Genomic DNA, 13,175 nt, shown 5'->3' with positions numbered 1-13,175 from the left:
TGTTTTGCTTCGCTCAATTTTTGTATTTCCTCCTGCCCTTGCGGGTCTTGGCGGCGGCGCGGCGCTCGCTGTTGTCGGCTTCGGTGGGGTCCTCGCCCCGTTCCAAGCGGGCAATTTCGTCGCGCAGCTGGGCTGCCAGTTCAAACTGCAAAAGCCTTGCGGCTTCCTTCATTTCCTTGGTCAGCCGTTCGATGGTCTGCTGGCGCTCGGCACGGCTCATACGGTGCTGGCGCAGGCGCTTGTTTTCGTCGCTCATACTGATTTCCAGCCCGCCGCCGATGGCCTTCACGATGGTTTTGGGGGTGATGCCGTGCGCCTCGTTGTAGGCGTTCTGGATCTCGCGGCGACGCTCGGTTTCCATAATGGCGCGCTCCATGCTGGGGGTCACCTCGTCGGCGTACATCAATACCACGCCGTTGGCATTGCGCGCGGCACGCCCGATGGTCTGAATGAGGCTGGTTTCGCTGCGCAGGAAGCCTTCTTTGTCGGCGTCCAGAATGGCGATCAGCGATACCTCCGGCAGGTCCAGACCCTCGCGCAGCAGGTTGATGCCCACAATAACATCGATGGCACCCACGCGCAAGTCCTTGATGATCTCCATACGCTCAAAGGTATCGACCTCATGGTGCATATACTTGGTTTTTACGCCGTGTTCTTCCAAGTAATCGGTCAGATCCTCCGCCATTTTGACGGTCAATGTGGTGACAAGGGCGCGCTCGCCGCGCTCGATGCGCTGACGGATTTCGCCCAGAAGATCCTCGATCTGCCCCTCGACCGGGCGCACCGAGATCAGCGGGTCCAGCAGTCCCGTGGGGCGGATGACCTGCTCGGCCACGCGGGTGGAGTGTTCACGCTCGTAGGGGCCGGGGGTGGCGGAAACGAAGATTTTCTGGTGAACCTTTGCTTCAAATTCCTCAAACCGCAGCGGGCGGTTGTCAAACGCGGAGGGCAGGCGGAAGCCGTACTCCACCAGCGTCTTTTTGCGGCTGTAATCGCCGCCGAACATCCCGCGTATCTGCGGCAGCATAACGTGGCTTTCGTCCACCATCAGCAGGAAATCGTCGGGGAAATAATCCAGCAGCGTGGTAGGGGTCGAGCCGGGCGCACGCCCCGACAGCACGGCCGAGTAGTTTTCGATGCCCTTGCACATGCCGACTTCCTGCAGCATTTCCATGTCGTAGTTGGTGCGCTGTTGGATGCGCTGTGCTTCCAGCAGCTTGCCCTCACGGGTAAACAGTTCGACCTGCTGCTGCATCTCGGCATCGATCTTGGCAAGGCCTTCTTTCATCTTTTCGGGCCCCACAATATAGTGGCTGGCGGGGAAAACCGCCACATGGCGCACCACATTTTTGTGTTCCCCGGTCAGGGGGTCAAATTCGATGATGCGGTCAATTTCGTCCCCGAAAAACTCCACCCGAATGGCGAATTCGTCGTTGTAGGCAAGGTGGATATCCACCGTGTCCCCTTTTACACGGAACTTGTTGCGGATAAAGTTCATATCATTGCGCTCGTACTGCAATTTGACCAGCTTTGCGCACAATTCGTCGCGTTCCATCTGCATACCGGGGCGCAGGCTGATGACCATACTGCGGTAGTCGATGGGGTCGCCCAGCGAGTAGATGCAGGACACACTTGCCACAATAATGACGTTGCGCCGTTCCGAAAGTGCCGCTGTGGCCGAATGGCGCAGACGGTCGATCTCATCGTTGATGGCGCTGTCCTTTTCTATATAGGTATCGGTGGACGGAATGTAGGCCTCAGGCTGGTAGTAATCGTAGTAGCTTACAAAATATTCCACCGCATCATCGGGGAAAAAGCTGCGCATCTCGGTGCAGATCTGGCTGGCCAGCGTCTTGTTCGGCTCCAGAATCAAGGTCGGGCGGTTGCAGCGGGCAATGATATTTGCCATCGTAAACGTCTTGCCGGAGCCTGTCACGCCCAGCAGCGTCTGCGCCTCGTCCCCTGCGTTGATACCCTGCACCAGCGCTTCGATAGCCTGAGGCTGGTCACCGGTGGGCTGAAACGGTGCCTTTAAGTGGAACACTTCGTCCATAAACGTTCCTTTCCTTCGCCGTGTTTTACAACATTTGGTTGTTATTCGATTATACCACAACCGTTTTTAATAGTAAAGTCCCCTGCCGACATTTTGTGCATCCGCCCGAAAAAAATACACCCGGCACAGGTTGCCGGGTGCAGGGTCATCTGTTTATCCGCGGCTGGCGGCGCTTAACAGGATGCCGCCGCCCTCGTCCTCCGGCATACAGCCGCGCTGCGCCATGGAGCAGGCATCCTCCCCCGCCACAATGATATGATCCAGCACGGGTACCCCCAGCTGGCTCAGTGTGCGCATGACGGCCAGTGTCGTCATGATGTCCTTTTGGCTGGGCAGCGGCAGACCTGTGGGGTGGTTGTGCGCCAGAATCGCACAGGTACCGTTGGTGCGCGCCACATCCCGCAGCAGCTTGCGCATATCGATGGTCACACGGTTGGGCACCCCCTCGGCCATAAACAGATCTTTCAGCGGCTTGCACTGGTCGTCCAGCACGATGATATAAAAACGCTCATTCTGCAAGCCGAAAAACAGCGGTTTCACATACTCGATAGCGTTTTCGGTGCTTTCCAGGCTGATTTGCGGTCTGCGCTTGCGCTGGGCATAGTACCGCCCGAACGCCGCGACCGAAACGATCAGCCGTGCGCTTTTGGGTCCGACACCCTTGACCTTTTGCAGCTCTTCCTCGCCGGCTTCCATCACGGCGCAGAAGCTGCCGAAATGCTTGATCAGCCGATGTGCCAGCTCGTTGGTGTCCTGCCGGGGTATGGACAAAAACAGCAGATACTCCAGCGCCTCGTGCTCTGCCAGGCTGTCCAGCCCGTCGCGCTGCACTCTCTCGTACATGCGGGCGCGATGTTCCTCATGCAGCTGTTCCGACATAGTTTTGCACCATTCCCCTCTTTACGCAGCTTTAATTTTATTATATACTTTATTTATTCTTTTGCAAGAGGGAGAGCATCCATGAAAAGTTTTACCGCCGGCACCAACGAAGAGGGCGTGCGCCTGAGCCGCTTTGTTGAAAGCGTCACCAAAGATATGCCCCGCAGCATGATGTACAAGGCGTTCCGCAACAAGCGCATCAAGGTAAACGGCAAGCGCGCTGAGCCGGACACCCGCCTGCATCAAAACGATTTGATCGAACTGTACATCAACGACGAGTTTTTCCCTGCGGGTGCCGCCGCCCCCGCCAAAAAGCCGCCCCGCCGCCAGCCGCCGGTGACGGTGATCTACGAGGACGAGAACATTGCCGTTCTGTACAAGCCCGCCCACCTTTTGTGCCACAGTGACCGCACGGGCGACGCCAACCTTGTGGACGCCTTTGCCGCTTACCTGCAGGCCAAGGGCGAGTACGACCCCCATGCCGAGCAGCGCTTTGCACCCGCCATCTGCAACCGCCTGGACCGCGGCACCGAGGGGCTTGTCATTGCCGCCAAATCCTACGCCGCCTTGCGGGACATGAACGCCATCATTCGCGATGACATGATGAAAAAAGAGTACCTGACCATCACGGTGGGCACCCCGCCCGCCGGGCGGCATATTGCCTGGCTGCAGCACAGTGAGAAAAACAACAAGGTGCGCATCCATGCCCGCGAGGCCGAGGGCTACAAGCAAATCATCACCGAGGTGACACCCCTTCGCCAGAACGGCCCCTTTACGCTGTGCCGTATCGGGCTGATCACCGGACGCACCCACCAGATCCGCGCCCACCTCGCCTACCTGGGCCGTCCTGTCCTGGGGGACATCAAGTACGGCAACCGCAAGATGAATGAACGCACCGGCCTAAAGACACAGGCCCTGTGCGCCCAGCGGCTGACCTTTGGCCGCATCCCGCAGGAAAACACCCTGCACTACCTTTCCGGCAAGGTCATTAAGCTGGACGACCCCGCCATCGTCAGGCAGTTTGACGCCCTGAGCCGAAACGCCGACAGTGAATAAAACCAACAAAATCCTGTGTGCTTGTGTTGCACACAGGATTTTGTTTGCTTATTATGCCAAAACAAAGCGGTAAATCAGGGATACCGCAAGAATCAGCGCACAGACAACCGTCGTGATGGGCGGTGCCCAGCGAATGATGCGCTCGGCCATTTCATCGTCCTCGCTGATTTCGTCATCATCGGCGTAGCGGCCGCGCTTTGCGGGGGCGTCATTGTAGTCGTCCTCGTCATCGTAGGCGTCCACCTCGTCGGTGTCGTACATTTGGGTGCTGCTCTCGTCGTCCTCGTCCTCAAACAGACGGCCCTTGGGGGCATAACGCTGTACGCGCTCGGCCTCCTCGTCCTTTTCCTCCTCTGCGGGGGCGGCAGGGGCAGACTGTGCCTGGCGGGCGGCAGCAAAGGCCTTCGGATCAAAGGCAGCGGTGGCGCCGCCCTCGTCCTCCTGCACAGGGTCGATCTGCTGGCTGATAGCCGCCTGTGCGGCAGCAGCCATGGCAGCAGGGTCCTTGGCAGGTGCCACATCATTGGCCACAGCCTTCAGTTCCTGCTGCTGGCGTTCGGCTGCCTGGCGGGCCTCCTCCAGAATAGCGGTCAGTTCGGACTTGATGATGGCACGGTTGCCGCCGCACTCCGAGCAGACCTTGGTGTTTTCTTCGTTGGGGTGGAACGCACCGCAGGCGCAGAACCACCCCTGCTCCACATCCTGGGGCACACAAGTCAGCAGCGGGTTGCCGGTGCGCTGCTGCAGGGTGCGGGCAATGGATGCTGGCAGCACGCGGGGTGCGTTCAGGCGCACACGCTTGTAGCCGCGCAGGTCGACCCCGCGGCCGTTCAGGAAGGCGCGATCCTGCTCGACCTCCACGCTGGAAACCGGCGTGTCGCTGACATAGACAGCCTCATCGCTGCCGAACACATCGCCCGGCTGGGCGTCCAGCTGCTCATAGTAAAAATCGTCCTCGCACAAAATCTGCCCGGCGGCATCCTTGCACTTAAAGTGCACCACCAACCCGGTCAGCGGCTCGGTGCCCACGTTCTTAAAGGTCAGGCAAACAGCGACCTCTCCGTTGACATCACCTTTCAGCAGCTCGACCCGCACAAACTGCACAGGGCTGCCCGCCGTGTAGTAATTGGCGCGGGACTGCGCCATAAGGGAATAATTCTGTTCCATTCTTCACACCTACTCTTAGTTTTCTTCGTCATGCTGTGGCTCGTCGGTGTTTTCGGCGGGCGCAGCGGATTCCTGCGGGGCAGGCTCCTGCGCCGAGGCGGCCGGTTCAGTGGTCTTACTGCCCAGATCAAAAGGAGGCAGCGTACCGCCCTGCATCAGGGTATTAAAGTCCGCGCCGCTGATCTTTTCGCGCTCGATCAAAACGCCTGCCACCTTGTGCAATTCGGCCATGTGCTCGGTCAGGATACGGCGGGCGGTTTCATACGCCTCGTCCACAATATCGCGGATCTCATTGTCAATTTCGGAGGCAATGGCCTCGGAATAGCCCTTGCCCTGCCCCAAATCGCGGCCCAGGAAGGTCTCGCCGGGGTCGCCGCCGTAGACAACGGGGCCTAAACGCTCCGAGAAACCGTACCGCGTCACCATCGAACGGGCGGTGTCGGTGGCGCGCTGCAAATCGCTGGACGCACCGGTGGAGATATCCTCCAGCACCAGCTGCTCTGCCACGCGGCCGCCCAGCAGGGTGACGATGTTTTCAAACATCGCGGTCTTGGTGACATAGCTGGGGTCTTTTTCGGGCAGGTACATCGTGTAGCCGCCCGCCGCGCCGCGGGAAATAATGCTGATCTCATGCACCGGGTCATGGTGCTTGCTGAAATAGCCGGTAATGGCGTGGCCGGTCTCGTGGTAGGCAGTCAAACGGCGTTCGGCATCGGTGACGACATGGCTCTTTTTCTCGGGGCCCATCATGACCTTGACCGAAGCCTCCTCGATTTCCTTCTCGCTGATGGCCTTTTTGCCCTGTCGGGCTGCCAGCAGGGCGGCCTCGTTGACAAGGTTTTCCAGATCGGCGCCCGAGAAACCGGCCGTGGAACGGGCAATGGTTTTCAGCTCCACATCGGGGGCCAGGGGCTTATTGCGGGTATGCACACGCAGAATCTGCTCGCGGCCCTTGACATCGGGCAGACCCACATACACCTGACGGTCGAAACGACCCGGACGCAGCAGCGCCTTGTCCAGAATGTCCGCACGGTTGGTGGCTGCCATGACAATCACGCCGTCGTTGGCGTCAAAGCCGTCCATCTCGACCAGCAGCTGGTTCAGCGTCTGCTCGCGCTCGTCGTGTCCGCCGCCGAGACCCGCGCCGCGCTGGCGGCCTACGGCGTCGATCTCGTCGATAAAGACAATGGAAGGCATCGTCTTTTTGGCTTTTTCAAACAGGTCGCGCACGCGGGAGGCACCGACGCCGACGTACATTTCAACAAAGTCGGAGCCGGAGATCGCGTAGAACGGCACGCCTGCCTCCCCGGCGCAGGCACGGGCCAGCAGGGTCTTGCCGGTACCCGGAGGGCCGACCAGCAGAACGCCGTGGGGGATGCGCGCGCCGAGAGAGTTGAACTTGTTCGGCGCTTTCAGGAACTCAACGACCTCCTGCAGCTCGGCCTTTTCCTCGTCCGCACCGGCCACATCGGCAAAGGTTGCCTTGCGCTGGTTTTCCTGCTGATCCTTGACCTTGGCGCGGCCGACGTTCATAATGCTGCCGCCGGCACCGCCGCGGTACATCGACATGAACATCAGCACGACCATGCCCAGCATGGCGGCGTAGATGATGACCTCTGCCCAGGGGAAGCTGGAGCGCTGGGCGATATAATCGTAGACCATGGGCTGGTCGGGATTGGCGGCGTTGTAGGCATCGATATACGCATCAATGACCTCGCCGTTGTTGAAAATGCCGTAGTAAGGCAGCTTATAGGTCATGTGCACGGTGCCGCCGTTTTGGGGCAGGGCGTCGCTTTCGCTGCCGGTCAGCCCTGTCAGCAGCCCGCCGGAGGAGGCAGTCGAGGTGCTTTCCTGCTTGGGAAGCTCGACCTCGCCCTCCTTCAGCCACATTTCCAGGCTGGCGGTGTTGAGATCCAGCCGGAAGGACGTGACCTGGTTGTTGCGGAAATAATCCCGCACGGTGGAATAGTAAATGTGCTGCGAGGCCGACGCCGACATAAGCGGCGACAGCGAGACAAACAGCAGTGTCAGCACCATAAGCACTGCTGCCAGAATAATGCCGTTAAACTTAGGCTTGTGCTGCAAGAGATCAACTCCTAACCGGTATGCACCGGGTTATTTTTGCCGGAAACTCCGGCAGGTTCAGTCTGCATAGACCTGGGATTTCAACACGCCGACATAGGGCAGGTTGCGGTATTTTTCGTCATAGTCAAGGCCGTAGCCCACCACAAACTCGTCCGGCACCTCAAAGCCCAGATAATCCGGCTCAATCTCAGCCTTGCGGCGGCTGGGCTTGGACAGAATGGTGCAAAGGCGCACACTGTTGGGGTTGCGCATCTTGAGCATCGGCATCAGGTTGGAAAGGGTAATGCCCGTGTCCAGAATATCCTCGACGATCAAAACATCCTTGCCCGACAGGTCAGCGTCCAGATCCTTGATGATCTTGACAAGGCCTGTGGACATCGTGTTGGAGCCGCCATAGCTGGAAACCACCATAAAGTCGATGGCGCAGGGAATGGTCACGGCGCGCATCAGGTCAGCCATGAACACAACGCCGCCCTTTAAGATGGAAACCAACAGCAGCTGTTTGCCCGCATAGTCGCGGCTGATTTGCGCACCCAGCTCGGTGACCTTGGCCTTCAGCGCTTCTTCCGATACCAAAATGTGATCAATATCCTGATCCATGGTACACATAGATTTTGCCTCCTATTCTTTTTCGGCTCGTACCGTCAGCACGGTTTGGGTGTGCACGGTGGGGGTATAGCCTTCGGCAAAGCCGCTGCCCCACAGCCAAACGACCTCGCTCCCCTTTGCCAAAAGCGGCAGCAGGGCGCGTTGGGGCTGCGGGACCTTGGTTTCGTTAAAATACTTTTTCAGTGTCTTGCGGCACCGACCCGCCGGTTGAAAGAAATCCCCCGGCTGCCGGGTGCGCAAAACTGTATACGATAGTATTCTATCACAATCTGCGCAACAGTTTAAGTCTTTTTTTGAAAATGTTGGATTATTTAGAAAATTTTCATACTTTACCGCCTCAAAAACGACGGTATAGCCCCCTGCCAGGCGGAATTTGCCCAAATGAAGGGGCTGCGGGGGCATAGGTTCCGGCGTTTCGGGGACATTCGGCTGTAAAAACAGCGTTCCGTTTTCCACCCTCCACAGGGTATCCTCGGTCAGCTGTACCCCGCCGCTGCCCCGCAAAAGTGCCCCGTACAAGAGTTCCAGATACTTTTCCTCGGCATCGCGGGTAGCACTGACGAGTTTATGCAGTGCCGTTTTGGCCACCGGCTCAGGCGCGGCGGCCAGCTTTGCGGCATCATACCCGCCGGGCACGGCAGCCTGCCGCAACAGTTCGGCCGCCATCTCGTCCAGCCAGTTATCCAGGGTGCGCAGCTGCTCGCCCAGACGGGACATTGCCTGCAAGGCAGCGGGGTTGGCATACTCCAGCGCGGGCACGGCATCGTGGCGGATCCGATTGCGCGCGTATACGTCCTCGGCGTTGGTTTCGTCCTGCACATACCGCTGCCCCAGCGCGGCGCAGTAGCTTTCGGTATCGGCGCGGCTCACGCACAAGAACGGGCGGCGGTAGCACCCGCGCTGCGGTGCCATGCCCGTAAGCCCGTGCAGCCCCGTGCCCCGCGCCATGCGGAACAGCATCGTTTCGGCCTGGTCGGACATCGTGTGCGCCGTGGCGATGACGGCGTCATTCTGCTGCGCTAAGCGGTCGAACCAATCGTACCGCAGCCCCCGCGCCCAGTTTTCGCTGGCGTGGGGCGGGATGGAAATCCCCTCCTGGGCTGCGTCAAGCAGGTGCAGCTTTACGCCGTGCTGACGGCAAAAATCCGCCACAAAGGCAGCATCCGCATCGGCGGCAGCGCCGCGCAGCCCGTGGTTGACGTGCGCCGCCTGCACGGTGATTTGCAGGCGGTCGGCGTTTCGCAGCAAAAACAACAGCAAAGCCATGGAGTCTGCCCCGCCGGAGCAGGCCGCAATGACTCTGCTGCCTGAAAGGAACAAGCCCTGCCGGGCTATATAGCCCAGCAAGGTTTGTTCGATACGTTGTACGGTTTTTTCCGTGTCAGAAATCATGCGTCACGTCCAAATTGCTGAATCTTGTGTGGGCACCGTCCCAGCCAAGGCGCACCACGCTGGTTTCGCCGTGACGGTTTTTGGCCACGATGCACTCGGCCTCGTTCTCGTTGGCCTGGCTTTCCTCCCCGTTTTGGGAGTTGTAGTAGGCCGCACGATACAAAAACAGCACGATATCGGCGTCCTGTTCGATAGAGCCGGAGTCACGCAGGTCGGACAGCTGCGGACGATGGTCCGAGCGCCCTGCCGTTTTTTCGGCCGCACGGGACAGCTGCGACAAGGCAATGACCGGCACATTCAGTTCCTTGGCCATAATTTTCAGATTTCGGGTGATGTCACTGATTTCCTGCACACGGCTTTCGGTGCGCTTGGCACTTTGCATCAGCTGCAGGTAGTCGATGATGACCAAGCCGATTTTTTCTTTTTTGGGGTCTTGGTTGATCTGGCGGATCTTGGCTTTCATCTCCGGCACCGAAATACCGGAGCTGTCATCCATATAAATAGGGGCATTGTACAAAAGCGAGGTCGCCTGTGCAAAGTCGTTCCAATCGGAGTTGTTCAGCCGCCCCGTGCGGAACGCCTGACTGTCAATGTTGGCCGTGCTCGAAAGAATACGGTCAGTCAGCTGCTCGCAGGTCATTTCCAGGCTGAAGATGATGGTGGGCACCTTTTGCTGGCGCGCCACGTTGGTGGCGATGTTCAGCGCAAAGGAGGTCTTGCCCATACCGGGGCGGGCGGCCAGAATGATCAGGTCGGAGCGACCCAGACCGGTCAGCACGGTATCCAGATAGGTAAAGCCCGTGGGGATACCCGCGAACTTGTCGCGGTCGGCACCGCTGAGCTTTTGCATGGTGTCGATAACTTCAAGAATGGATTCCCGAATGGTCTTGACGCCCGATTTGTCGCGCCCGCTACGGATATCGTAAATTTTCTGTTCGGCGCTTTCCAGCAACAGATCCGCATCCTCGCCGGAGGCGGTCTCGTTCAAAATACCGCGCGCCGCGTCAATAAGCCGCCGCGCCTGATACTTTTCCTTTACGATTTTAATGTACGAATCTACGTTGGAAATGGCAGGGACCGTCTCGGCAATGCGGGTGATGTACACCTTGGCATCGTCAGCGCCCGCAAAGGTGCCGTTTGTACCCAGCGCATTGACCAGCGTGATAACGTCAACAGCCTCACTGTCGGTAAACAGCGCGCGCATCGTCTCAAAGACGGCGCGGTTCTGCTCCGAGTAGAACATTTCCGGCTCCATCTCGGTGATCAGGCGGTTGAGGATGGTATCCTCCATCAACGCCGCGCCCAGCACGCTCTGCTCGGCCTGCATGTTGTAGGGCATCTGGATGCCAAGGCTGGACAGGCTTAATTCATCGTTTTTCGGCACAAAAGGCACCCCTTTCCCTTCTCTTTTTGCATGTAAAGCCGCCTTGCTTTACAGTTCTTCCACCTTGAGTTTGAAGTCCGCCACAATGCCCGCATACAGGCGCACGGCAGCGTCATAGCTGCCGAACTCCTTGATGGCGGCGGGCAGCTCGACCTTTTTCTTGTCGATCTCGGTGCCGGTCAGCTGGCTGAGCAGCTCGGCGACTTCCTTGCCGGTGACCTTGCCGTACAGCTTGCCGGAGGCACCGCCCTTGACCTTGGCGGTCACGGTCTTGCCCTTGATCTTGTCAGCCACAGCCTGGGCGGCGGCGCGGGCTTCGGCCTCATGGTGGGCCTTTGCCTCGCTCTTGGTGCGGGCCTGGTTCAGTGCCCCCGCGTCGGCGGCAGCAGCCAGACCGCGCGGGAACAGGAAGTTGCGGGCGTACCCGTCGGAAACCTCGTGGATCTCGTCCTTTTTGCCGATGGTCTTGACGTCCTGCTTCAAAATAACTTTCATAAGAGTCCCCTCCCGAAATTCTTAAATGGATTTGTATCAGTTCCTGTCCGCGTCCTTTTGGTTTTCCTGTTCGCGGTACAGGTCGATCTGCTCACGAATGCGTCTTTCGGCGTCCTGCAGCGTGCAGTTTTGCAGCTGCGCACCTGCCATCATCAAATGGCCGCCGCCGCCCAGGGGTTCCAGTATGACCTGCACGTTCAGTGCGCCCATACTGCGGGCGGAGATATTGACCCCGCCGTTTTTGACCACGGCCACAAAGCTGGCGTCTACGCCGTTGATGGTCAGCAGGTCGTTGGCAGCCATGGGCAGAACCACGTTCATGCCGGGATCCAACTCTCCCGAAAGAGCAATGGCGCAGCCCTTATATATGTAGGCCGCCTCCACAATGCGGGCACGGGCCTCATATTCCTCTTTTGAGGTATTGAACAGCAGCTTGGTGTCGGACGTAGATGCCCCGCGGCTGCGCAGCCAGGCGGCAGCCTCAAAGGTGCGCACGCCGACGTGCAGCGCAAAGCTGCGGGTATCCAGCATGATGCCGGCCAGCAGAGCCTCTGCCTCCAAGGGGGTAATGTTTTCCTGCTCCTTGGGCATGAACTGCAAAAGCTCGCAGACCAGCTCGCTGGCGCTGGAGGCGTAGGGTTCATGGTACAGCAGCAGCGGGTTGTCGATATGCCCCACCGCCATGCGGTGGTGGTCGATGACGACGACGCGCTTGCACTTTTCGTAGATCTGTGCGCTTTCCAGTAGGCGCTTTTGGTAGGTGTCCACCACGATCAGCAGCGTCTTGGGGGTAATGACCTCCAGCGTCTGCTCGGGGCGGATAAAGTTATGCTCCTGCCCTGCCTTGCGGAAGGTATCCAGCAAGGCACCGGCAAGCGTGGCCTGGTCGTTGATGGCGATCACCGCCGGGACATCGCACATTTTGCAGATGCGCAGTGCGCCGATGGCAGAACCCACGGCGTCCAGATCGCTCATGCGGTGACCCATAATGATGACCGAATCGCTTTGGCGGATCAAATCGCACAGCGCCCCCGCAATAATGCGGCTGCGCACATGGCTGCGCTTTTCCACACCGTGGGACACGCCGCCGTAAAACTCAAAGCCGTCGGCAGTTTTTACGGCAGCCTGATCGCCGCCGCGCCCCAAGGCGATCTCAATGCTTTCGCGCGCCATGCGGTGACATTCGGCCAGCGTCTTTCCGCCATGGCCGACGCCGATGGACAGCGTCACAAAGTGGCCGGGGTGCAGTGCGCGAATCTCGTCCAGAATGGAAAACCGTTCTGCCAGCATCCACTGCACGTCGCGCTCCTCCACCACCGCGATGTAGCGGCTGTTGGATACGCGGCGCAAAAAGCCGGTGCTGCGGGCGATATATTCCTCCAGCCGCGCATTGATGGCCTCCAGCTCCTTGGCCTGCTCACTGTCCTTCATATCGTCAAACAGCTCATCGTAGCTGTCGATCACGATAACCAGGCAGGCAGGGCGGCTGTCGTTATACTCATCGAGGGTGTTTTTATAAAACGTATCATCGACAAAATACACGATGTTGGCGCTGCTGTTGCCCTTGGCGGCGGTGGTGTAGGCGGTAAAGCGGCTCTCCCCTATGGTCATATCCTGACCGTGGGGTTTTGCACAGACGGCCAGATCCAGCTCCGGGAACGCCTTGCTGACAGGACGCGTCACTGCGTCCCGCCCCTGCAGGATGGAATCCCGGAAGAAAGTATTATACCACAAAATGCGTCCGTCCGCAATCAGCACGACCGGGATGGGCAGCGAGGTCAGGCTGTACTGGATGCGGCTGTTTTCAAAGTCGGTGCTGCAAAGCTGCTTGCCCACAAAGGCGCGCAGACGCCGGCGCTGCATCCAAACCAGCAGCAGTGCCGCTGCCAGCAGCACTGCCGGTACGACCAGCAGCTGCGGGGCTGTCATGGCCACAGGAACGACCATGACGGCCAGCGCCGTGACAAGCAGCAGCAACACTGCCGCGATATCCAAACCATCCTTGTGTTTCATCGCAGATTCCCCGTGGGGCGCTTTGCCCCGGATCATTTGACG

The 13,175-nt window shown here is 59.1% G+C and carries 10 protein-coding genes; 1 reads left to right on the top strand and 9 read right to left on the bottom strand.

What is annotated here, in order from left to right:
• Positions 1-13 precede the first annotated feature (13 nt).
• Both uvrB and Q0I19_RS03910 read right to left on the bottom strand, forming a co-directional pair.
• Positions 14-2,053 (bottom strand): excinuclease ABC subunit UvrB, encoded by a 2,040-nt coding sequence (gene uvrB, locus Q0I19_RS03915; RefSeq protein WP_294758818.1) that lies wholly within the window; start codon positions 2,051-2,053, stop codon positions 14-16.
• Between the two features lie 153 nt (positions 2,054-2,206).
• Positions 2,207-2,932: a JAB domain-containing protein gene (locus Q0I19_RS03910; RefSeq protein WP_294758820.1), complete on the bottom strand. Its 726-nt coding sequence runs from the start codon at positions 2,930-2,932 to the stop codon at positions 2,207-2,209.
• Between the two features lie 81 nt (positions 2,933-3,013).
• Between Q0I19_RS03910 and Q0I19_RS03905 the strand changes: the two genes are divergently transcribed.
• Positions 3,014-3,988, top strand: coding sequence for an RluA family pseudouridine synthase (locus Q0I19_RS03905; RefSeq protein ID WP_294758822.1), 975 nt, complete (start codon positions 3,014-3,016; stop codon positions 3,986-3,988).
• 51 nt (positions 3,989-4,039) lie between these two features.
• On the opposite strand, the gene Q0I19_RS03900 is transcribed toward Q0I19_RS03905, so the two are convergent.
• The 7 genes from Q0I19_RS03900 to Q0I19_RS03870 form a co-directional block, all read right to left on the bottom strand.
• Complete coding sequence (locus Q0I19_RS03900; protein ID WP_294758824.1) at positions 4,040-5,155, bottom strand: hypothetical protein; 1,116 nt, start codon at positions 5,153-5,155, stop codon at positions 4,040-4,042.
• Positions 5,156-5,170: 15 nt separating this feature from the next.
• Entirely contained in the window at positions 5,171-7,192 is a 2,022-nt protein-coding gene (ftsH, locus tag Q0I19_RS03895) for an ATP-dependent zinc metalloprotease FtsH (RefSeq protein ID WP_294759072.1), read from the bottom strand.
• A 105-nt stretch (positions 7,193-7,297) separates the two neighbouring features.
• The gene (hpt, locus tag Q0I19_RS03890; protein WP_294759074.1) at positions 7,298-7,840 is read right to left on the bottom strand and encodes a hypoxanthine phosphoribosyltransferase; all 543 of its coding nucleotides are present in this window, start codon (positions 7,838-7,840) and stop codon (positions 7,298-7,300) included.
• A gap of 21 nt (positions 7,841-7,861) precedes the next feature.
• Positions 7,862-9,241 (bottom strand): tRNA lysidine(34) synthetase TilS, encoded by a 1,380-nt coding sequence (gene tilS, locus Q0I19_RS03885; protein WP_294758826.1) that lies wholly within the window; start codon positions 9,239-9,241, stop codon positions 7,862-7,864.
• A complete protein-coding gene (gene dnaB / locus Q0I19_RS03880; RefSeq protein WP_294759075.1) occupies positions 9,231-10,580 on the bottom strand; it encodes a replicative DNA helicase in 1,350 nt (449 codons plus the stop codon). Before dnaB ends, tilS begins: the two co-directional genes overlap by 11 nt.
• A gap of 93 nt (positions 10,581-10,673) precedes the next feature.
• Complete coding sequence (gene rplI, locus Q0I19_RS03875; RefSeq protein ID WP_294758828.1) at positions 10,674-11,120, bottom strand: 50S ribosomal protein L9; 447 nt, start codon at positions 11,118-11,120, stop codon at positions 10,674-10,676.
• Positions 11,121-11,156: 36 nt separating this feature from the next.
• Positions 11,157-13,133, bottom strand: coding sequence for a DHH family phosphoesterase (locus Q0I19_RS03870; RefSeq protein ID WP_294758830.1), 1,977 nt, complete (start codon positions 13,131-13,133; stop codon positions 11,157-11,159).
• Between the last annotated feature and the right edge of the window lie 42 nt (positions 13,134-13,175).

The organism is uncultured Gemmiger sp., from assembly GCF_934561205.1.
In the GTDB taxonomy this organism is placed as follows: domain Bacteria; phylum Bacillota; class Clostridia; order Oscillospirales; family Ruminococcaceae; genus Gemmiger.
The sequence above is the reverse complement of the archived record's forward strand: the minus strand, read 5'-3'. Positions and strand labels throughout refer to the sequence as shown.

Bases quoted from the DNA above. Each gene is read 5' to 3' on its own strand.
- uvrB (WP_294758818.1), bottom strand. From the start codon at position 2,053: ATGGACGAAGTGTTCCACTTAAAGGCACCGTTTCAGCCCACCGGTGAC.
- Q0I19_RS03910 (WP_294758820.1), bottom strand. From the start codon at position 2,932: ATGTCGGAACAGCTGCATGAGGAACATCGCGCCCGCATGTACGAGAGA.
- Q0I19_RS03905 (WP_294758822.1), top strand. From the start codon at position 3,014: ATGAAAAGTTTTACCGCCGGCACCAACGAAGAGGGCGTGCGCCTGAGC.
- Q0I19_RS03900 (WP_294758824.1), bottom strand. From the start codon at position 5,155: ATGGAACAGAATTATTCCCTTATGGCGCAGTCCCGCGCCAATTACTAC.
- ftsH (WP_294759072.1), bottom strand. From the start codon at position 7,192: ATGGTGCTGACACTGCTGTTTGTCTCGCTGTCGCCGCTTATGTCGGCG.
- hpt (WP_294759074.1), bottom strand. From the start codon at position 7,840: ATGGATCAGGATATTGATCACATTTTGGTATCGGAAGAAGCGCTGAAG.
- tilS (WP_294758826.1), bottom strand. From the start codon at position 9,241: ATGATTTCTGACACGGAAAAAACCGTACAACGTATCGAACAAACCTTG.
- dnaB (WP_294759075.1), bottom strand. From the start codon at position 10,580: ATGCCCTACAACATGCAGGCCGAGCAGAGCGTGCTGGGCGCGGCGTTG.
- rplI (WP_294758828.1), bottom strand. From the start codon at position 11,120: ATGAAAGTTATTTTGAAGCAGGACGTCAAGACCATCGGCAAAAAGGAC.
- Q0I19_RS03870 (WP_294758830.1), bottom strand. From the start codon at position 13,133: ATGAAACACAAGGATGGTTTGGATATCGCGGCAGTGTTGCTGCTGCTT.